The following is a 20814-nucleotide window of genomic DNA, read 5'->3' as shown; positions in this document are numbered from 1 at the left end:
TTGACGACCATAGAGCATTGGAACCACCTGATCCCATCCCGAACTCAGCAGTGAAACGATGCATCGCCGATGGTAGTGTGGGGTTTCCCCATGTGAGAGTAGGTCATCGTCAAGATTAAATTCCGAAACCCCTATCTGCTGATGCAGGTAGGGGTTTTGTTTTTGCCCCCAGGAAAGTCTGCGAAAGCTCGTGATAAATTTGCACAGTTATTTCCGAGCCGGAGCACTAGAATAGCCCCACCTTAGCTGAGCCAGAGCTGTTTATGCCCGATCCGTCAGACATTGATAGGTTGTCAGATCTGCCCCTGAGCGATCTGGTGGCGTGTCATGAGTGCGACCTGTTGATGCGCAAGCCTCAGCTGGCCCATGGTGAAAAAGCCGAGTGCCGCCGTTGTGGCTATGAGCTCTATGCTCACCGGCACAATGTAGTTGAACGCAGCCTTGCCTTGGTTATCGCGGCCCTGCTGTTATATGTGCCGGCCAACTTCTTACCCATCATGGAACTCAATCTGCTCGGGCAGTCCTCCCAGGACACCGTTTGGAGTGGGGTGGTCGGGCTGTTTGATACCGGTATGCAAGGCATCGCGGCAGTGGTGTTCCTGTGCAGCATGGGCATTCCACTACTCAAGTTGCTTTGTCAGTTGGTGGTGCTGTTGTCCATTCGCTTGGACTTTGGCCGTAGTTACGGTTTGTTGCTGTATCGCATTTATCACCATCTACGAGACTGGGGGATGCTTGAGGTCTACCTCATGGGGGTGCTGGTGGCCATCGTCAAGTTGGCAGACATGGCGGCCATCACCGTAGGCCTTGGCCTGGTGTGCTTCATCAGTTTGTTGCTGGTCCAGGTCTGGCTGGAGGTGGTGATGTCACCCCATCAGATCTGGCAGGCGTTATCAGGAGAAGATGCCCATGCGGGCGATTGATGCAGGGATTCTGATCTGTACGGAGTGCCACGAGTTGAATCGGCAGGATGCTGAGGCCGATAACCAAACCTGTACTCGCTGCGGCGCGCTGGTTCACCCCCGTCGCCCGAACAGCTTGATGCGGACCTGGGCATTGTTGATCACGGCCGCGATTCTTTATATTCCGGCCAACATGTTGCCGATCATGACTATCAACTCGCTGGGCCAGGGCGCCCCGAGTACCATCATGGCCGGCGTCATCGAGCTGGTTCAACACGGCATGATTCCTATTGCTGCCGTGGTGTTCATCGCCAGCATCGTTGTACCCACTTTCAAACTGGTGGGCATCGCCTTGTTGTTGTTTTCCGTTCAGCGGCATCAGCCTATGTCGGCGCAGCAACGCATCCTTATGTACCGTTTCATCGAGTTCATTGGTCGCTGGTCGATGCTGGATATTTTCGTGATCGCCATTTTGGTGGCCGTGGTGAATTTCGGACGGCTCGCCAGTGTCGAAGCCGGTCTCGGCGCGATCGCTTTTGCCAGCGTAGTGATTTTGACAATGATTGCCGCAGTAACCTTCGATCCCCGACTGATTTGGGATAACACGGAGTCGGATGACGACCATGACTGATTTGCCTACCGCTAAAACTCGACCGGCTTCGAACTGGTCGGCCATCTGGGTCCTGCCGTTGATTGCCTTGATCATCGGCGGCTGGCTCGGCTGGCGGGCTTATAACGAGACCGGAATCGAGATCAATGTGCGCTTTGAGAGCGGAGAAGGCATCCAGGTCAACAAAACCGAAGTCGTCTACAAAGGGATGACGGTCGGCAAAGTGACGGCTCTTACCCTCGATGACGAAGGCAGCTCCAAGGGGGTGGTCGCGACCATCGAGATGAACAAGGACGTCGAGCAGTACCTCAAGACCGGAACACGTTTCTGGCTGGTCAAGCCGAGCGTGAGTCTGGCCGGGATCACTGGCCTGGAAACCCTGGTCTCGGGTAACTATGTGGCTATCAGCCCAGGTGAAGGGGAGTCGGCCCGTAAATTCAAGGCCCTGGCCGAAGAGCCGCCGCTGTCGGATGCCAAGCCGGGGTTGCACTTGACCCTCAAGGCTGATCGGTTGGGTTCGCTGAACCGTGGCAGCCCGGTGTTCTACAAACAGATTCAGGTCGGTCAGGTGAAGAGCTACCTGCTGTCGGAGGATCAGAGCAAGGTCGAGATCAAAATCTTCATCGAGCCGACCTATGCCAGCCTGGTGCGCAAACACACGCGTTTCTGGAATGCCAGTGGCATCAGCATCGATGCCAACCTCTCGGGCGTCAAAGTGCGCAGCGAGTCCCTGGCCAGCATCGTGGCCGGAGGGATTGCCTTCGCCACGCCGGAAAGCCGCAAGGACAGCCCGCCGACGGACCCAAGCCTGCCGTTCCGTCTTTACGAAGACTTTGACGCCGCTGCGGCGGGCATTCGAGTGAAGGTCAAGCTCAGCGATTTCGAAGGGTTGCAGGCCGGTCGTACGCCGGTCATGTACAAAGGCATCCAGGTCGGCAGCCTGAAGAACCTCAAGGTCGATCCGGACCTGGCCAGCGCCACGGCTGAATTGACCCTGGACCCCTTGGCCGAAGATTACCTGGTAACCGGCACGCAGTTCTGGGTCGTCAAGCCATCGATCTCGCTGGCGGGTATCACCGGCCTGGAAGCGTTGGTCAAGGGCAACTACATTGCCGTGCGACCGGGTGACAAGGGCGGCGCGCCGCAACGGGAGTTCGAAGCCCGGGCAAAAGCTCCACCACTGGACTTGCGTTCCCCGGGGCTGCACCTGGTCCTGCTGACCGAAAACCTCGGATCGCTGGAGGTCGGCAGTCCGATCCTCTACAAGCAGGTCAAGGTCGGGTCGGTGCAGAGCTATCAGTTCTCCCGCAAGAAGAAGCAGCTGATCATTGGTGTGCACATCGAGAAGGAGTACGAAGGGCTGGTCAACGGCTCGACACGTTTCTGGAACGCCAGTGGTATCACGCTTACGGGAGGTTTGACGGGCGGGATCCAGGTCAAGAGCGAGTCCCTGCAAAGCCTGATGGCTGGTGGGATTGCCTTCGAAACTCCGGAACCGAATGTGCCGCTGAAAAGACGCATCCCCCGTTTCCGCCTGTTCGCCGATCACGAAGCCGCACAACAGCGAGGCACTGAGGTCACGATCAAGGTCGATCGCGCCGATGGTTTGCGCAGTGGTACGCCGATCCGGTTCAAAGGGTTGGATGTGGGCAAGATCGAGGATGTTGATCTCAGCGCCGATATGCAATCGGTGCTGCTCACGGCGCGTATCACCGAAGTGCCGGAGCGCATCGCCCGGGTCGGGTCCCAGTTCTGGGTGGTCAAGCCGGAGTTGGGGTTGATGAAGACCTCCAACCTGGAAACGCTGGTAACCGGCCAATACATTGAAGTGCAGCCTTCGGCGAAAAACCTCGGGCCGCAGAAAAGCTTCGTGGCCCTGGCCAACCCACCGGAAAGCGCTGTGCCCGAAGCAGGACTGAGCCTGGTGCTGAGCGCGGCCCGCCGTGGTTCGTTGAAGATCGGCGTACCGGTGACCTATCGCGAGATTACGGTGGGCAAGGTCACCGGTTATGAACTGGGCCAGACCGCGGACCGGGTGCTGATCCATATCCTGATCGAGCCCAAGTATGCGCCGCTGGTGCGCAGCGGCACACGTTTCTGGAATAGCAGTGGTTTCGGTCTGGACTTTGGTCTGTTCAAGGGCGCGACGGTGCGCACCGAGTCGCTTGAAACGCTTATCCAGGGCGGCATTGCGTTCGCAACGCCGGATGGCGAACGAATGGGCAATCCGGCTCGACCGGAGCAGACTTTCCCACTGTTCGATAAGTTTGAAGATGAATGGCTGACTTGGGCGCCGAAGATCAGTCTCGGTAAGTGATTGGAGTGGCGTTAGTCTGTTCTGACGCCATCGCGAGCAGGCTCGCTCCCACAATGGATGAATGTCGTACTTGATTGCCATGAACGACGCCAAACCTGTGGGAGCGAGCTTGCTCGCGATGAGGCCATCAGTTGCACTGACGACTCAAAACCAGCGCAATAAAAAAGGCCGCGATCCAATGGATCGCGGCCTTTTTCATGCCCCGGTAATTCACCTCACACCGGATCCAGCTCCGGCTCGTCGGCCTGGACATTCACCGTGGCCTTCACCGCATCGTGACGGCGGATGTACTTCCAGTCCGCTTCGTCGATGTAGATGCCGTTCGGGCCGCTGCCACCTTCCAGGTCAATGGCGACACTGGCGCAGACTTGCGGCTTCACACTGGCCAGGATCGGCACGAAGCCCAGTTGCAGGCTGGTCTCCAGCAGGGCGGCCTGGTTTTTCTCGTCGATGTCCGCGGCTTCGTCCAGGTAGTACGGCAGACGCACGCGGCCGGCCTGTTCGCGGTCCATCAGGTGCAGCAACAAGTACATGTTGGTCAGCGCCTTGATGGTCATGGTGGTGCCGTTGGACGCCGCACCGTCGATGTCGGTGTGGATCACTGGCTGGCCGTTGACCTTGGTGATCTCGAACGCCAGTTCGAACAGGTCCTTGAGGCCGAGCTGGTTGTGGTTCGCCGCCACCAGCCGCGCCAGGTATTCCTTGGCTTCTTCGTTCTTGTTGTCCTGCTCGGCGCTCTGGCTGAGGTCGAACACCGACAGCGTCTCGCCTTCCTCGTACTGGCCGGCACTGTGGATGATCTGGTCGATGTGCTTGAGCGCTTCCTTGTTCGGCGCCAGGACGATCCGGAAGCTCTGCAGGTTGGACACCTGGCGCTTGTTGATCTCGCGGTTGAACAGCGCCAGTTGGTGTTCGAGGCTGTCGTAGTCGCTGCGGATGTTGCGCAGGGTCCGGGCGATGTCGGTCACGGCCGCACGGCGCGCCTTGCCCAGGGTCAGGGCCTCGTCGGTGCGGTGGGCATAGGCGTTGATCAGCAGTTGCAGGCGTCGCTCCATGTCGTCTTCGCTGTCGAACTTGGCCACGCCCTTGAGGCGCACCTGGGCATACAGCGCTTCGATCTGGCCGTCGACCCGCAGCAGCCCTTGCCAGCTGTCCTGGTAGTCATTGAGCAGCGGCAGCAGGTTGTCCATGGAATCGTCGACCGGGTCCATGAATGGCGTGCCGAACGGCAGGTCCGCCGGCAGCAATTGACGACGGCGCAGGGCATCGTCGAGGGTGCGTTGCTTGGCTTCCATGTCGGCGATCTGCCGGCCCACCAACTGCAACTTGGCGGACAGCTGCTGGACACGCTCGGTGAAGGCATCGCTGGAGCGCTTGAGTTCGTCCTGGGCGGCTTCCATCTGCGCCAGTTGCTCGAGCTTCTCGCCTTCTTCGGCACTCAGGGTCTGGCTGCGGCGGAAGTCTTCCAGGGCTTTCTGCGCATCGAGGACCTGCTGGTACAGCGCTTCGGTCTGGGTCTTGCTCGCGGCGCGGTCGGCGGCCACGGCTTGCTGGGTCTTGAGCTGCTTGAGTTCTTTTTCCAGGCGTTCTTTCTGGTCGCGCAGCGCGGCGCGGTCGGCCAGGGCTTGCAGGGCAGGCGGTTCGATGTGGGACAGGTCGATAGACAGGCCCGGCACTTCGAAACGCTCACCTTTGAAGCCGTCGAGGATCAGCTCCATGGATTTGACCCACTCGCCATTCTCGTCCAGCGCGATGCCGTGTTCGCCCAGCGGCAGGCTGAACAGGGCGCTGTTGAACAGGCGCATCAGGCGTTCGACGTCCTGCTGCGAGAACTCTTCCCGCAGGCGGGCATAGCTGTTGTTGTCGGCGTGATCGAGTTGCTGCTTGACCGACTTCAGGCGTTTTTCCAGGTCCCGCAGGCGCTCCTCCAGGTCCTCGGCGCTGAACTGCCGGGACTGGGCCAGGGCGCCGGCCAGTTCGTCGTGGGCGTCCTTGGCGGCGAGCAGTTGCTGCTCCAGGACCTTGACGTCATCCACCAGGGCAAAGCGATGCTTGAGCACCGACAGTTCGCCGAGCCAACGCTGGATGCCGCTGATTTCCCGCTCCAGGCGCATCAGTTCCTGAGTGCCGCCGCGCTGGTCGTTCTGCAGCGAATCCTGTTCGTTGCGGTAGTGTTCGGCCTGGATGGTCAGCTCTTCCTTGCGCGCACTGGCGTAGTCCGACCAGGTGCCGAGCAATGAGTCGAGCAATGGCGACAGGCGATGCAATTTGCCGCGCAGGATATCGCGCTGCTTCACGCCATTGGCCAGGGCTTCCACCAGCGGACCGGCCGCCACCAGGGAGTTGTAGTCCTGCTCCATGCGGCGTACGTCGCGGAAGGCTTCTTCGCACGCGGCGATGTAGTCCACGCTACCGGAACGCAGGCTGTGCTCGAACGCGTCGAGGAACAGTTGCTTGAGTTTGGCTGCGGTGATTTCGCGCATGTGCAGCAGGTTGATGAACAGCGCGCGGAAGGTCTTGAGGCTTTGCTCGCTGGTGGAGCGCAGCGGGATCAGCGTCAGGTCCAGCGGGATCGAGGTGTGGCCACCCACCAGCAGGCGTCGCAGTTCATCCGGCTTGAGTTCGTAGGCTTTCAGGCCTTCGCGCTCCAGGTTGGTGAACAGCTCTTTCTGACGCAGGCAGGTGTCATTTTTCTGATAGTGGGCCAAGTCCAGTTTGCCGGCGTAGGCAAAGAACTGGTGACCGAAACCGCCGCCAGGGCCGCGACCGACCACGCCAATCACGTGTGGGCCGTGGGGCAGGGCGACTTCCACCAGGATGTAGCTGGTGTCCGAGGCAAAGTAGAAACGCCGGGATTGTTCCAGGCTGTACTTGCCGAAGCTCATGTCCGACATGCGCGCCAGGATCGGGAACTGCAAGGCGTTGATCGAGGCGGATTTACCGAGGTTGTTCGCGCCATAGACCGACAGCGGTTCTTCCAGCGGGAACAGACCGAGGCTGTAGCCGGCGGTGTTCAAAAGGGCAAAGCGGCGGATGCCGTAGCGTTCCTTGCTCATGCGTCGGTCTCCTGTTCTTCGGCAATGGCGCGGGCCAGTGCGTCTTCTTCGCTCTCACCTTCAAATTCGCTGAGGTCCAGCGGATCATCGGTCTGCAGCAGTTTTTCGTCGCTGTCTTCGTCGATCAGCACGGGCACCGGCAACGGCAGCACGCTGTGCAGGCTGGCGGCCAGGTCGCGGTCCTGCTGGACCGACAGGCACACGTCGAGGAAGCGATGCATCGGCGGCAGGAAGCGGTACACGCCGTTTTCTTCGCTGGCAAAACCCAGTTGGGTCATGCGTCGCATGATTTTCTCTTCCAGTTCTTCCTGGGTCTGTACTTCGGCCTGGATGAACAGGTCGCGGTACTTTTCCAGCAGCGACGGCAGCTCATCGCGGCCCAGGCTGCCGCCGTCGAGCACGGCAATCGGGTCGCGGCCCTGGTCGGCCAGATGCTCGACCAGGATGAAGGTGAACAGGGCCAGGCGCTGGGCGGTCTTGTTCACCGCCGCGGCGGCCAGGTCCGGCACGAAGTAATAGAAGCCACGGGTATCGCACACCAGTTCGAAGCCCAGGGCCTTGAACAGCGTGCGGTATTGGTCCTGGAAGTTCGACAGTTGTGCGTACAGCTCCGGGTCGCGGCGGCTGACGTGGTAGCCCTTGAACAGCTCGCGGAAGATCGGCGCCAGCTGTGACAGTTCGGATAGATCAAGATGCATGGGGGATGCTCGCAGAATCCTCGGCGGCGGTGTCGCCGGCCGAGAGCAGGGCGAAGGAGCGCAGGCTGACCTGATGCTCGTGAGTGTGATAGTCGCGGCGTTCCAGACGCTCGCGCTTGAAACGTTTTTCCCGCGACAGGCGCGAGAACCAGTACAGCAATTCGTCGGTGGCGCCGTCCGGTTCCTGTTCCAGCAGCCAGCTCATCAGGTCCGGCATCGGCAGGGCGTCTTCGCAACGCTCGACCATCTCGCGCACGGTGCGTGGCGCACGCGGTGCCTCGCCGCCCTTGTGGGTCTTGTGGGACTTGGGGAAGCGCGCCGGTTTCGGCTCGAAACGGGCCAGCGCATAGACATAGGCTTCGACCTGGCTGGCGCTGCCCAGGAACGTGCTTTGCGGCCGGGTAAACATCGGCATGGCGGCCTGCGGCACGGCATCGATGCCTTTGCGACGAATGGCCGCCAGGGCCAAAGCCGCGCCACGGGTCACTGCGTTGTGCCGGCGAGCCTCTTCGCGCAGTGGCAGGAGCAGTTCACGGGCATGCCGCAGGGTCAACTGGGCGCTGGTCTGCATCTCGAGAATGCGCGCGTGGGTGCGCAGCAGCATGTCGTCGTCCACCAGGTGACCGAGGCGCTGCTGTTCGGTGAGCATGCGCAACAGCACGTTCTCGACCTTGCGCACGCCTTGCTCGAAGGCGCCGTCGGCGTTCACCAGTTGGATCATCGGCTCGACGTATTCGTCCCAGGTCGCCAGCACTTCGGCATAGCGTTGGCGCAGCGGGATCTGCCGGTCGCTGGTCTTGGCCCGTTCGGCGACGGCCACCAGGGCCTGTTCGTCGTTGGCGAGTTTCTTGAGCACGTCGCGCACGCGCATGTCCAGCAGGCGCAGTTGGCGGGCCAGGTCGTTACCGTCGCGAATGTCGAAGGCGTCCTGGATGTAGCCGGCCAGGCGCTCGAGGTGGCGCAGGTAGGCTTCGATCTCCAGGCACAGGCCCAGGCGGTGTTCGCGGCGCAGGTAGGCGAGGAAGTCATGGATCTGGGCGTTGAGCTCGAAGCGGTTCGGGCTTTTCGCCACCGGTACGAGGATGTCCAGGCGGATCCACACATCCAGCAGGCTTGTGATGTCCTGAGGCGTGCTGTCCAGTTGTTGGGCGGCCAGCTGTGAACGCAATTCGTTGAGGCTCAGGGTGCCCTGGTCGAAGTGCTCGCACAAAGGTTCCAGCAATGCCCAGTGTTCAGCGAGGGCGCGCAAGACGCGCTTGGGTTCGATCATCGCAATGGCCGTCGGGTTGGCAATTAAAAGCGGCGATTGTACTGCATCGGGCCGGTTGCGATTCACCCCTTGGACGGACTGTCGTTTGCTATCGATCAACTATTGGCTCAACAGGGAAGCGATCCGCCTCGAAGGGCGGTAGAATCCCTCCCACTTTCAGTTATCCACAAGTGGCCGACCCTTGCTTATCGAGTCCCGTCGCCGCGCCTATCTGACCGCCATGCAGGTGGTCAACTGGCTGCCGCGTACCGAATTGCCGTTCGCCGCCCCCTCGCGGCCCGAGCTGCTGGAAACGCCCGAGCCCGAGTACATCGCGCCGGTCGTGACCGCGCCTGAGGCCAAGACGGTTGCCGAGCCGGTGGCGCCCGTGGTCGAACGACCAAAAATCGAAGTGCCGCGTCCGAGCCTGGCCTCGACCCGTACCAATGCCAAGCCGGTGGAAGAAGTTGTCGAGGCGCCGCCCAAGGCGCCCTACGTCGCGCCGCCGCGTTTCGCCCTGCAACTGCTGCGGGCCGGGCGTTGCCTGCTGTTGGTGGAGTTGCCTACGGGGGAGCCGTTTCAAAGCCGCGATCCAGCCTACTTGCTGCTCAAGGACATGCTGCGCGCCGCCGGTCTGCCGGATAGCCCGCAGATCATTGGCGAACCGGTGCGCTGGCCGCTGTTGTCGCGCGGCACCATGGACCAGGGGCCCGAAGCGGCGCGGGATTTTGTCCAGGGGTTCGTTTCGGCGCGCCTCGAAGACGAGCCCTGCGTGTGCCTGTGGCTGATCGGCCTGCCGGCGGTGAAGTTTGCCGGCGAGGCGGATGCCGAAGCGTTCAATCGTGAATTGCAGGTCGAAGGCCTGGGCTCGGCCTGGGCGTTGCCCGGGTTGGAACTGTTAATGGAAACGCCACAGCGCAAGGCTGATGTCTGGCAAGCCATGCGCCGGCTGATGGCGCGCTGGAAAGAATCGAATGAGTGACGCTGTATCGTTCCGCCCGATGACCGAGGCGGACCTCGACGCTGTACTGAAAATCGAATACGCCGCCTACAGCCACCCCTGGACCCGGGGGATATTTCTCGACGGTCTGGGCAAATACCAGATCTGGCTGATGTTCGAAGGCCAGCAGCAAGTGGGCCATGGTGTGGTGCAGATCATCCTGGATGAGGCGCACCTGCTCAATATCACCGTCAAACCGGAAAACCAGGGCCGAGGCCTGGGTTTGCGCCTGTTGGAACATTTGATGTCGATTGCCTACAAGGCCGAGGCCCGGGAGTGTTTCCTGGAAGTGCGCGACAGCAACCGCACGGCGTTCCGGCTGTATGAGCGCTATGGCTTCAATGAAATTGGCCGGCGCCGGGATTACTACCCGGCGGTGGGTGGGCGTGAGGATGCGGTGGTCATGGCTTGTACCTTGGTGGACTGAACTGCCACGCCCCCCTGTGGGAGCGAGCCTGCTCGCGAAGACGGCGGTACATCCAACATTGATGCAAACTGAGCCACGGCTATCGCGAGCAAGCTCGCTCCCACAGGGGCTTGGCGGTGTACATTAAATCCGAGGCCAAACACAAAACCACTGTGGGAGCGAGCTTGCTCGCGATGGCGATTGTCGGGTCAGCGCTTGCCATCCAGCGGATCGATATCCGCCATTTCCGCTTCGTCCAGCCCATCGCCCCCGCCAATATCATTTTCATCCACCACGCTCAGGTCCCAGTCTGCCTGTTCGTCGTCCCCGGTCTCGTGGGCGTCCCGGGCGCCGTCTTCGTGGATGAGGGTTTCCGGGCTCATGTCGTCGTCGGTCGATTCGTGATCATCCGTCGAAGCCCCGGTCATCCCGGCTTCACGGACGCGTTCGCGAGGCATCAGGTGTTCGCGTTCGTTTTCCGGCAGTTCGTCACCGATTTTCGCGCTGGGTTCTTCTTCGTCGAACTCCAGTTCATGCATCGAGCCCATGCGATCCTCATTGTCGTCAATGGGTTCCGGTTGCGTCGCATCGAAGGGGCGTCGTGAATCATTCATGGCAATTCCTCATACTGTGGGCCTTACTGGTGTCGACCGGCAGCGCATCCAGGAATTCCAATGCATCGCCGACGTGACCTCGACCGGCGGTCGTTTGTCACAGTTGCGCACTCTCAATCGAGGCTAGACAGCATGAACGAATTACAAGATCTGATTGATAACAACGCGCGTTGGGCCGATGCGATCAAGCAGGAAGATCCTGACTTCTTCTCCAAGCTGGCTCGTCAGCAAACCCCGGAATACCTGTGGATCGGCTGTTCCGATGCGCGGGTGCCGGCCAACGAGATCGTCGGCATGCTGCCGGGCGATCTGTTCGTACACCGCAACGTGGCCAACGTAGTGCTGCACACGGATCTCAACTGCCTGTCGGTGATCCAGTACGCGGTGGACGTGCTCAAGGTCAAACACATCCTGGTCACAGGCCATTACGGCTGTGGCGGTGTGCGTGCCTCGATGCAGGACCGGCAACTGGGCCTGATCGACGGCTGGCTGCGCTCGATTCGCGACCTGTACTACGAACATCGCGAGGCGTTGGGCCAATTGCCGACCGAGGAGGAACGTGTCGACCGGCTGTGCGAGTTGAACGTGATCCAGCAGGTGGCCAACGTCGGCCATACCAGCATAGTGCAGAACGCCTGGCATCGCGGGCAGAAACTGTCGATCCATGGCTGCATCTACGGCATCAAGGATGGACGCTGGAAGAGCCTGGACACCACGATCAGCGGTTTCGAACAGTTGCCGCCACAGTATCGGCTGCGTCCGGTCGACGCGCCTTGAGTCCGGTTCGTCAGTCGCGGTGACATTGTCGGCGCCAGTGCCGTAGAAACTTCATTCCCTGCTCATTGGGCGGTTCGTCATAGCCGGTAATCCAGCCATGACAGTTGGGTGAACCGCACCGGCAGGCGAACTGTCGATACAGTTTCTGTTCGGTACTGGCGTAGTCCATCGTCAGGCAGTCACCTTCATCGATGTGGGCCAGTGACCACAGCCACAGTTCGCTCATGTCGAGGAAGACATTCGGGTTGCAGGAATGCAGCAGCAATCCGGCGAAGCGCGGGTCATACATGTGGACGTCCGGCAGGATCTGCAGCGTGTGCAGGCGCCGTCGGCTCACCAGCAGCCCCGAAACCCTGCACATCCTCTCCATGGGGGCGAATGATTTTCGGGCGATGATGGCGTTGCCGCGGCCGTCGGTCGTGCGACGCACTTCGAAGTCGTGCACCGAGGGGTAGCCCAGGCGGGTACTGAGTGGTTTTTCCGGGTAGATGCAATCCCGGTGCTGTGAACAGGCGCGATCTGTAATGAACGTGGTCATGACAGTCCTTGTCGGTGCTAAACACTCGACTTTCTGGCGCTGGCGATCCTGCCGGCGGTCGTTGAAAAAAACCTTGATAGCTTCGCCCAAGTCGGGGGCGTCATCTACTGTCGACTCTGACAGGTGCCAAAGGCGCTTCCCCGCGTCAGCGCCAGCCTACGCGGGAAGGCGCCTCAAGGTTTAGACCGCCTCGGCTGGCAGTGGCATGGGCACCTTCAGTTGTGGAAGTTGCGACTTGATCGCCGGTGTTTCGCATTTTTTCGCCGCTTCATCCGGCGTCAAGTTGCGAATGGAGGTGTAGAACAATTCGCAGGTCTTTTCCTTTTGCGTGACTTGCCAGGTTTGCGTGCACTGGTTCAGCAGTGTGCTCGGGTCGGTGCCTGGCTTGCTGCCCATGCCGGCCTGCCAGCATGAAGCACTCAGGTCCTGGCCCATGACTTTCAGGCCGGCGGCATCGGCCTTGGCTTCGTCACCGTCGTAGCTGTCCTTGTCGGCGGCGTACCAGATATAGCTCGGGTGGTTGGAGCCCAGGACCGGAACCTTGACCCCGCTGCCGGTTGTGATGGTCGCCAAGCTGAGCACATTCACGGTCTGGCCGTACTGGGTCTTGATCCAGTTCCGAACGGGCGCTCCGAAGGCCACCATCGGCAATGCGGCGCCGCTGGCGGTTTGGGTGACCTGTGTGACCATGGTGGTTTGGTAATCGTTGAAGTAGCTGTAGAGCCCTTCCAATGTGCTGCCAGCATTGGACGGTGCCGCGATGGGCGCGATGTCGATAATGGTCTGGTAGGCCGGCGTCTGTTCAACCGCAATGCCGTTGACGGTCAGCAGCGTGGCCCAACGGTCGGTGGTGGCCGACTCCAGGTAGTCCTGGGCCTGGGTCAGGGAGTAGTCCGGCGGGAAGTGCAGCAACTCGACACTCTTGCGGTTTTCCAGGGCCATGCCCAGCGGCAGGAACAGATACCAGTTGTAGGACCATTTCTTGTCGCTGTTGAGTTTCGAGGCACCGTTGTACGCCAGGTCACCGGCGTCGAGCAGGGCCTTGAGTGGTTGGCCGTAGCTCTTCGGTACGCCGCTGATGCTGGCATAGACCTTGTCGTTATCGATTTTGACGTGGACCTTGGCCGTGCCGTAGCCGTCGCGCTGCACGCTTTGAGTCAGGTAGTGCTCGACGGTCTGTTCCAGGGTCCAGTCGCGAAAGCAGATGACGTTGCAGTTATTGGGGAAGGCAAAGAGACGGGTGACGCGTTCGGTGCTACCCAGTTGTACGTCAATGTCGGTGGCGTGGGCGGCGGCACTGAAGGCCAGGGCGGCAAAAGAAAGTACGGCGATTTTGGACATGCTCAGATCCTTTTCAGCGTGTGGGCCCCTCGAAACAGGGCGCATCCATACTGAAACAGACCGGGCCGAAGAAGAAGTGGGCCGATGGAAATATCGGCCCTTTTTTATGGCTTTATGGCATCACTGGCGGCAAATAACTCAATGTTGTCCCCAGCGCCCATAGCAGCGCCAGCACCAACGGCGTATGCACCAGCAGCTGCACGAAGGAAAAACCGATCAGGTCCCTGGCCTTCAGCCCCAGGACCCCGAGCAACGGCAGCATGTAGAACGGGTTGATAAGGTTCGGCAGCGCTTCGGCGGCGTTATAGATTTGCACCGCCCAGCCCAGGTGATAGTTCAGGTCGTTGGCCACCTGCATGACGTAGGGCGCTTCAATGATCCACTTGCCGCCGCCAGAAGGAATGAAGAAGCCCAGTACCGCCGAATAGACGCCCATCAACAAGGCGTAGGTGTCATGGGAGGCGATTTGTACGAAAAAGGTCGAGATGTGGTGGGCCAGGGTCTGGGCATCGCTGCCTTTGACCGTGGTCAGCAGCGCGGCGATCGAGCCGTACAACGGAAACTGGATCAACACGCCGGTGGTGGTCGGCACCGCGCGAGCCACGGCGTCGAGAAAACTGCGCGGCCGCCAGTGCAGCAAGGCGCCCAGCATGATGAACAGGAAGTTATAAGTGTTGAGCCCGGAAATGGCACTGATCGCAGGCTTGGTCGAGAACTCGTGGAACAGCCAGCCGGCCGCCAACAGCACCAGGGCGATGATCAGCAGCGGACTGTGCTCCAGCCATTCTCCTGGGCGGGTACGCGGCTGCAACGCCGGCATGCTGAAACTGGGGTCGATACCACAAGCGGCGGCGTCACGGGCGCTGTTCGGCCCAGGGGCGGTGGCGTAGGCGACGATCAGGGAAATCACGATCAGCGCCAGCAACATGACCCCGGACTGCCAGAGAAAAATGGTCTGGGTAAAGGGAATGACGCCGGTAATGGACAGGATCGAGGGCGGCAGGCTGGCCGGGTTGGCCTGCAATTGCGCTGCCGACGAAGACAAGCCCAGGGCCCACACTGCGCCCAGGCCCAGGTAAGCAGCGGCCCCGGCGGCGCGATAGTCCATTTTCAAGTCGGTGCGCCGGGCAAGGGCGCGCACCAGCAAACCGCCAAACACCAACGACAGGCCCCAGTTGAGCAACGACGCGACCATGGAGATCAGCGCCACCCACGCCACAGCGGAGCGGCCGTTGGTCGGAATCCGTGCCAGGCGGTCAATCAATTTGACGGCCGGTGGCGAGCTGGCGACCACGTATCCGCCGATCACCACGAAGGCCATTTGCATGGTGAACGGGATCAGGCTCCAGAAGCCGTCGCCGAACGCCATGGCTGCCGCCGTGGGCGTGGCGCCGATGAATTGTGTCGCCACGGCGACCACCAGCACCGCCAGCGCGGCGAAGACCCAGGAGTCGGGGAACCAGCGCTCGGCGAAACTGGAACAGCGCAAGGCGAAGCGGGCGGAACGGCTGTCTTCGATGTCGGTGGTCACGGCAATTACCTCGTTTTTATGGTTATGGGTATTGATGGCAAAGGCTTCAAAGGTCAGGCGCAACAGTAGAACAATCCAGTGACCATGGGAGGCTTATCGGGTTCGAGGGCGTCCTGGAATATTTTCACCAGGGGCTCGTGGTGCTCTTTAGAAAAAAATCGCCGGGCCGATGGCTAGGGAACAGCATTTAATTCTCCTGCTGTCGGAGCTACCCATGTTCAACAACCGCCTGAAGCAGGAGCTGCTGGCTCTTCGCCAAGAACTGTCCAGCCTTGCGCAAGTCAAGGAAAGCCTGGATCGCGAAATGCTTGGCCTCACCCTGGATGCCGATGGACGGATTCAATCGGTCAATCAGAATTTCCTCGACGAGATGCGCTACAAGAGCCAGGACTTGATCGGCCGGCCAGTGGATGAACTGGTCCCTGCGTATTTGAAATCCAATGAGTTCCAGGTTCGTTTCAAGTCGGCGCTGACCCGTGGCGAGCACTTTTCCGGTGCCGTGCGCTTGCTGCGAGGCAATGGCCAGGAAGCCTGGCTGCGTTCGATCCTCCAGCCTGTACGGGGTGCAGACGGGCGGATCCGCTATTTTTCGATGTATTCCAATGACCTGACCCGCACCATCGAGGCCTCTCGCGAGCATGAAAACCTCATCGGTGCGTTGGTGCGTTCAACGGCGGTGATCGAATTCGATTTGGGTGGTCACGTGCTGACGGCCAATGATCGTTTCCTCAATGCCATGGGTTACAGCCTTGCGCAGATCAAGGGCAAGCATCACCGCACGTTTTGTGAACCCGAGGAATACAACAGTGCGGCCTACCAGCAGTTCTGGAAACGCCTGAACAGCGGTGAATTCGTGGCCGGCCGCTTCAAGCGTCTCGACAGCAACGGTCGTGAGGTCTGGCTGGAAGCCTCCTACAACCCGGTGGTCGATGCCAACGATCGACTGTACAAAGTGGTCAAGTTCGCCACCAACATCACCGACCAGGTCAACCAGGAAAAAGCCGTCGCTGATGCGGCCAGCATCGCCTACAGCACCTCGCTGCAGACCGACAACACCGCCCAGCGCGGCACGACGGTGGTGACCCAGGCCGTGGAGGTGATGCGCGACCTGGCCCGGCACATGCAAACCGCTGGTGAAGGCATCGAGGCGTTGAACGAGCAATCCCTGGTGATTGGTACCATCGTCAAGACCATCAGCGGCATCGCCGAACAAACCAACCTGCTGGCGCTCAACGCCGCGATCGAAGCGGCCCGGGCCGGCGAGCAAGGTCGCGGTTTTGCGGTGGTGGCCGATGAAGTGCGACAACTGGCATCGCGCACCAGCCAGGCGACCGATGAAATCGTTGGCGTGGTCCGCCAGAACCAGGACATGGCCCGCAATGCCGTGGCCCTGATGACCGACGGTCAGCACCAGGCCGAGCACGGCCTGGCCCTGGCCGCCGAGGCGGGCACGGTGATCGTCGAGATCCAGGACGGGGCGAAGAAGGTGGTCGATGCGGTGAGCCAGTTTGCCAACCAGCTATCGACCTGAGGAAAACTGCTGAGCGAGCCGCCACCATCGCGAGCAGGCTCGCTCCCACAGTTCTCCCTGAATAGCCTTGATATTGTGTTCGCCGCCACCTCCTGTGGGAGCGAGCTTGCTCGCGATGGCGGCCACACATTCAACATCCTTGCACGCTGACTCAACCTGATCGGCGAGCGCTCAATCCCCCAGCGCGGCACCTTCGCGCCGCGGGTCCGCGCCGCCGGCCAGCGACGTTTTCCCTTGTGCATCACGCACCCGGACGATCGCCTGGGTGCCGCTGTTCATGTCGATCTCGCTTACCGCATGGCCTTTGTCTTTCAGCGCCTGGATCAGCGTCGGGCTGAACTGCCCCTTTTCCAGTTCGGTGGGGCCGTTGCGGCTGCCGAAGTTGGGGAAGTTGATGGCGGTTTGCGGGTCCAGGTTCCAGTCGAGCAGGCCAATCACTGACTTGGCGACGTATTCGATAATTTGCGAGCCGCCCGGTGAACCAACAGCGGCCAGCAGCTCACCACTTTGACGATCGAAGATCAGCGTCGGCGCCATGGACGAGCGCGGGCGTTTGCCGGGTTCGACGCGGTTGGCGACTTTTTGCCCGTTTTCTTCAGGGATGAACGAGAAGTCAGTCATCTGGTTGTTGAGCATGAAACCCTGGACCATCAAGTGCGAGCCAAACGCCGATTCCACCGTGGTGGTCATGGACACTGCACCGCCCTGGTCATCCACCGCCACCACTTGCGAGGTGGAAATGCGCAGTGGCGAACGGTCCGGCGCATAGGCCACTTGAATGCCCGGCGGTGTCCCGGGCTTGGCGACGCCCATGCTGCGTGCGCCGATCAGGCCTGCGCGGCTGGCCAGATAGCCCGGGTCGACCAGGCCTTTGACCGGCACGGGAACAAAATCCGAGTCGGCGACGTACTGGGCGCGGTCAGCGTAGGCCAGGCGTTCCGCTTCAGCGATCAAGTGCGCCGCCTCGGGCGCGGGCTCGAGGCCGGCGGGTTTTTCGGTCTTGAGTGGTTTCAACGGCGCGAGGGCATTGTGGCTGTCGCGTTGTTCCAGGGCCTGCAATGTCCCGAGGATCTGCGCCAAGGCGATCCCGCCAGAAGAAGGGGGGGCCATGCCGCACACTTGCCAGCGCTTGTAGTCGGAGCACAACGGCGCGCGCTCTCGGGCGGCGTAGCCCTGGAGGTCATTGAGCGAAAGGCTGCCGGGATTGGCGTGACCTCGCACCTTGGCGACCATCTCCTCGGCCACCGGCCCTTTGTACAACGCATCCGGGCCTTCTTTGGCGATGCGCTTGAGCACGCCGGCCAAGGCTGGATTCTTCAGTGTCGTACCGGCGGCTTTCGGGCTGCCATCGGCGTTCAGGAAGTAGGCGGCCATATCCGGCGAGCCCGGCAGGGACGGATCGGTCGCGATCAACGAATGCAGCCTGGGCGAGATTGCAAAACCCTGCTCTGCCAGCGCGATGGCCGGCTCGAACAGTGTCGCCCATTTCAGGCGCCCGTGTTTGCGATGGGCCAGTTCCAGGGCGCGCAGCACCCCCGGCGTACCCACGGAGCGGCCGCCGATCTGAGCGGCGGTAAACGGCATGGGTTTGCCGTCGGCTTGCAGGAAAAGTCTTTCGGTGGCGCCAGCCGGTGCCGTTTCGCGACCGTCGTAGGTGCGCACGGCCTCGCCATCCCACAGCACAATGAACGCGCCGCCGCCGATGCCTGAAGATTGCGGCTCCACCAGCGTCAGTACCGCTTGCATCGCAATCGCCGCGTCGATGGCCGAGCCGCCACGTCGCAACATCTCCCGCCCGGCCTCGGCCGCCAACGGGTTGGCCGCGGCCGCCATGTGCTTGTCGGCGTAACGGGTCTGCACATCGGTGCGGTAGCCTGAGGTGATTTCCGGCGGAGCGGGCAATGCCGGTGTGGCGGAGGAGGAGGGCGGGGCCTTGCAGGCGCTAAGCGTTAGCGCGACAGCCAGCAACGAAACGGCTGAAAGACGATGAAGGTTTGGTTTCAGATCTATAAGCACGTGTCGCTCCATCCGTGGGCCAGGGGTATGGAGATCGACTGTAGCGATGCGAGGCGTGTGGCGCAAATCAACAAGGCCTCTCGCCACAGGGGGGCAACCAAATCCTGAGAGGACAGGCACTTTTCTCGAGGCATAAAAAAACGGCCTATCTTTCGATAGGCCGTTTTTAGTACTTGGTGGTACACATTCATTTGAACTGATATCGTAAGATGCTGTATTCAAATGGATTTTTGTGTTTGTTTTCAGTTGGGCATACATGTAGGCATACACGCCGTATGCTTCTGCCTATTGATATCGTGGTATCCCCGCAAGGTAAAGCCCCACCAGTTGGTTGGTGGTGCGTTGCCATTCTGCCTGGTAGACATTTCTTTGCCCGACCTTCTGCCGACAGTGAGGTGAGGGCAAGGGTGATGAAACCTGCATTCCCATCCAGTATGTCCAGCGCCCCTCGGATGTTCTGTGCCACCTCTGTAGATCCTCTTTGCTCAACCCAGTTCGACATCCTTTGTCAGCGGGTGAGGAGGGGCGGTGGATCAATTGGACGTCGCAAGGCGGAGCATCGGTGGGGGCTGTGACATTTTTGTGAGCGCTTTGCGCTCAGGCGGGAGCAAGCTCCCTCGCCACGGGTTCTTACTGGCCACAGATTCTTCCATGCCAGAGGTTTGGTCGTTGGGGTCGCTTCGCGGCCCAGCGGGGATAAATCCCTTCGCCACAAAAGCGGGTGGGGATTGGTTAGGAACTGCGTTAGCCGCGAAAAGCAACTTTCCTGCAGACGAAAAAAAGACCTTGAATTCAAGGTCTTTCTTTAAGATGGAGCCGAGGGAGACTCGACCATAGCACATAATCCGTGGCGCTCAGGGCCATTTGAACTTCGGGGATACAGTTAGCGATACACGCCTTCAGCTGCTGTGCTGATTCTCAACGTCTATGCATATACTGCTCGAAGTCGCGTCGGCGATGTCAATTTCCGTCCCCGTCTACGACGAAATATTATTAATCGTTAGAGAGAGAAGGCTGATGGCCAGTGAGAGAAAGAGCGGAAAGCAACCTAGCGAGGGGATTCATGCTGAAGCCCCAGGAAAGGTGAGTACCTCTGCGGCCGCGCCAACGGTGTCTTTAAATGCAGATGATCCCAATTGCTATGCGCCACATTGCCAAACACTCGGGATACAACTGTCTGCTCAATCCATCGAAAGATATATAGGCCAGTCAACGGAAATACAGAGGCTTACGGAGAAAATGGAAAAAATGCTTCGGCCCTCGGCGGCTGTCCAAGCCGTTATGGAAGCAACACAAAGGATTAGGCTTCCTTCCTTACAAATGCAATCGTTTTTGGAGGCAACGGATCGTCTGCTTCAGCCCTCTAGGGAACTATCTGCTGCGTTGCTCGCGACTGAGAAGATGCTGAAGCCTTCACGCGAGCTCCAGGAACTGGCTTCGCGGTCCGAAAAGCTTGCCTATTCATTTTCGCAACAAAGCGCTGCATCGCTCCACAGTTTGAATAAAGTAATGTTTCAAGCTGAGTCAGTTAAAGCGGTGACCGCAATGAGGGATGCGCTTAGCTTTTCGGCGTCTCTGAAATCTGTTTTGGGTAGTTTTGAAAACCTTCAACAACTACCAATTTTCGAACGCCTGTCGTCAATTGACCATGCAAGACTTCAAGCTTTGATCGACACGTACGGAGAAGAAGAGGTCTCTTATGATTTAACAGAAAATCCCCCTGATCTAAAGGGCATTGAGGCGGAAGTTGTTCAAGCTCTGGGGGGGAGTGGCAGCCAACAGAGGTTAACTGCACCTGCTGTGGCTCTCCTCTTATTACTTATCGGTAATCTTTACCTGTTATATGAAGGCATAAGCAAGTGGAATGATTTTCGTGAATCGGTCTGCGATATAGAACTGCGACTTCGTGCGTTTGATTCTTTAGCCCAAGCGCTTAAGTTTGTACGTCGTGAGCTATGCGATGTGCCGCCAGCACTTGCAAATAGCATTAGATTGACTAAAGCAGATAAGGTAAATCTTCGAGAAGGCCCAGCAATGAAGAGGGAGGTAATTATTACCCTACCTAAATTCGCTCCACTTGAGGTGGTTGACTCAGATAATCGTGATTGGTTACTCGTAATCTACAAGCATGAAGGAATTGAAATAGAAGGATGGGTGTCAAGAAAATTTGTCCGGCCGATATCCAAGTGAGCATAATACCGCCGCGTGGAATGGATGCCGGGTTCTTG

17 protein-coding genes, 1 rRNA gene and 1 pseudogene are annotated in these 20814 nt (G+C 59.9%); 11 read left to right on the top strand and 8 right to left on the bottom strand.

What is annotated here, in order from left to right:
* The 4 genes from rrf (at nucleotide 1) to F7R20_RS11025 (ending at nucleotide 3829) form a co-directional block, all read left to right on the top strand.
* A 5S ribosomal RNA gene (gene rrf / locus F7R20_RS11040) occupies nucleotides 1-115 on the top strand.
* 148 nt (nucleotides 116-263) lie between these two features.
* The gene (locus F7R20_RS11035) at nucleotides 264-923 is read left to right on the top strand and encodes a paraquat-inducible protein A (protein ID WP_003205598.1); all 660 of its coding nucleotides are present in this window, start codon (nucleotides 264-266) and stop codon (nucleotides 921-923) included.
* Entirely contained in the window at nucleotides 910-1533 is a 624-nt protein-coding gene (locus tag F7R20_RS11030) for a paraquat-inducible protein A (RefSeq protein WP_013694217.1), read from the top strand. The genes F7R20_RS11035 and F7R20_RS11030 overlap by 14 nt, the downstream gene beginning before the upstream one ends.
* Complete coding sequence (locus tag F7R20_RS11025; protein WP_003205594.1) at nucleotides 1526-3829, top strand: PqiB family protein; 2304 nt, start codon at nucleotides 1526-1528, stop codon at nucleotides 3827-3829. The genes F7R20_RS11030 and F7R20_RS11025 overlap by 8 nt, the downstream gene beginning before the upstream one ends.
* Before the next feature lie 215 nt (nucleotides 3830-4044).
* Here F7R20_RS11025 and mksF read toward each other — a convergent pair whose 3' ends face one another.
* From mksF to mksB, 3 genes are read right to left on the bottom strand one after another with little or no spacing between them, the layout of a single operon-like run.
* Entirely contained in the window at nucleotides 4045-6885 is a 2841-nt protein-coding gene (gene mksF / locus F7R20_RS11020) for an Mks condensin complex protein MksF (protein ID WP_003205592.1), read from the bottom strand.
* The gene (gene mksE / locus F7R20_RS11015) at nucleotides 6882-7583 is read right to left on the bottom strand and encodes an Mks condensin complex protein MksE (protein ID WP_003205590.1); all 702 of its coding nucleotides are present in this window, start codon (nucleotides 7581-7583) and stop codon (nucleotides 6882-6884) included. The genes mksF and mksE overlap by 4 nt, the downstream gene beginning before the upstream one ends.
* Nucleotides 7573-8853, bottom strand: coding sequence for an Mks condensin complex protein MksB (mksB, locus tag F7R20_RS11010; protein WP_013694216.1), 1281 nt, complete (start codon nucleotides 8851-8853; stop codon nucleotides 7573-7575). Before mksB ends, mksE begins: the two co-directional genes overlap by 11 nt.
* A gap of 181 nt (nucleotides 8854-9034) precedes the next feature.
* Here mksB and F7R20_RS11005 point away from each other — a divergent pair, with 181 nt between their 5' ends.
* Both F7R20_RS11005 and rimI read left to right on the top strand, forming a co-directional pair.
* Nucleotides 9035-9814 (top strand): hypothetical protein, encoded by a 780-nt coding sequence (locus tag F7R20_RS11005; protein ID WP_013694215.1) that lies wholly within the window; start codon nucleotides 9035-9037, stop codon nucleotides 9812-9814.
* Entirely contained in the window at nucleotides 9807-10259 is a 453-nt protein-coding gene (gene rimI, locus F7R20_RS11000) for a ribosomal protein S18-alanine N-acetyltransferase (protein WP_003205585.1), read from the top strand. The genes F7R20_RS11005 and rimI overlap by 8 nt, the downstream gene beginning before the upstream one ends.
* Before the next feature lie 188 nt (nucleotides 10260-10447).
* On the opposite strand, the gene F7R20_RS10990 is transcribed toward rimI, so the two are convergent.
* Entirely contained in the window at nucleotides 10448-10852 is a 405-nt protein-coding gene (locus tag F7R20_RS10990) for a hypothetical protein (protein ID WP_003205583.1), read from the bottom strand.
* Here F7R20_RS10990 and F7R20_RS32080 point away from each other — a divergent pair.
* The gene (locus F7R20_RS32080) at nucleotides 10851-10979 is read left to right on the top strand and encodes a hypothetical protein (RefSeq protein WP_256365268.1); all 129 of its coding nucleotides are present in this window, start codon (nucleotides 10851-10853) and stop codon (nucleotides 10977-10979) included. The two genes, F7R20_RS10990 and F7R20_RS32080, sit on opposite strands and share 2 nt — an antisense overlap.
* A 5-nt stretch (nucleotides 10980-10984) precedes the next feature.
* On the top strand, nucleotides 10985-11629 hold the full coding sequence (gene can / locus F7R20_RS10985; protein WP_003205581.1) for a carbonate dehydratase: 645 nt from the start codon (nucleotides 10985-10987) through the stop codon (nucleotides 11627-11629).
* Nucleotides 11630-11639: 10 nt separating this feature from the next.
* On the opposite strand, the gene F7R20_RS10980 is transcribed toward can, so the two are convergent.
* From F7R20_RS10980 to F7R20_RS10970, 3 genes are all read right to left on the bottom strand, one after another.
* A complete protein-coding gene (locus tag F7R20_RS10980; RefSeq protein WP_003205579.1) occupies nucleotides 11640-12167 on the bottom strand; it encodes an SET domain-containing protein in 528 nt (175 codons plus the stop codon).
* A 180-nt stretch (nucleotides 12168-12347) separates the two neighbouring features.
* On the bottom strand, nucleotides 12348-13508 hold the full coding sequence (locus F7R20_RS10975) for a hypothetical protein (protein WP_003205578.1): 1161 nt from the start codon (nucleotides 13506-13508) through the stop codon (nucleotides 12348-12350).
* A 112-nt stretch (nucleotides 13509-13620) separates the two neighbouring features.
* Nucleotides 13621-15039, bottom strand: a complete 1419-nt coding sequence (locus tag F7R20_RS10970) for a short-chain fatty acid transporter (protein ID WP_003205576.1) — start codon at nucleotides 15037-15039, stop codon at nucleotides 13621-13623.
* A gap of 169 nt (nucleotides 15040-15208) precedes the next feature.
* On the opposite strand from F7R20_RS10970, the pseudogene F7R20_RS32285 reads away from it, so the two are divergent.
* Both F7R20_RS32285 and F7R20_RS32280 read left to right on the top strand, forming a co-directional pair.
* Nucleotides 15209-16030, top strand: a pseudogene (locus F7R20_RS32285) (PAS domain-containing protein); the annotation flags it as partial.
* Between the two features lie 108 nt (nucleotides 16031-16138).
* The gene (locus F7R20_RS32280) at nucleotides 16139-16570 is read left to right on the top strand and encodes a methyl-accepting chemotaxis protein (RefSeq protein ID WP_370873836.1); all 432 of its coding nucleotides are present in this window, start codon (nucleotides 16139-16141) and stop codon (nucleotides 16568-16570) included.
* A gap of 171 nt (nucleotides 16571-16741) precedes the next feature.
* On the opposite strand, the gene ggt is transcribed toward F7R20_RS32280, so the two are convergent.
* Nucleotides 16742-18598: a gamma-glutamyltransferase gene (gene ggt, locus F7R20_RS10960; RefSeq protein WP_050516631.1), complete on the bottom strand. Its 1857-nt coding sequence runs from the start codon at nucleotides 18596-18598 to the stop codon at nucleotides 16742-16744.
* Between the two features lie 1005 nt (nucleotides 18599-19603).
* Here ggt and F7R20_RS10955 point away from each other — a divergent pair.
* On the top strand, nucleotides 19604-20776 hold the full coding sequence (locus F7R20_RS10955; protein ID WP_162276484.1) for an SH3 domain-containing protein: 1173 nt from the start codon (nucleotides 19604-19606) through the stop codon (nucleotides 20774-20776).
* Nucleotides 20777-20814: the final 38 nt, after the last annotated feature.

The sequence above is a fragment of the Pseudomonas brassicacearum subsp. brassicacearum genome, from assembly GCF_008801605.1.
In the GTDB taxonomy this organism is placed as follows: domain Bacteria; phylum Pseudomonadota; class Gammaproteobacteria; order Pseudomonadales; family Pseudomonadaceae; genus Aquipseudomonas; species Aquipseudomonas brassicacearum.
This window is presented reverse-complemented; position numbering and strand designations above follow the sequence as displayed.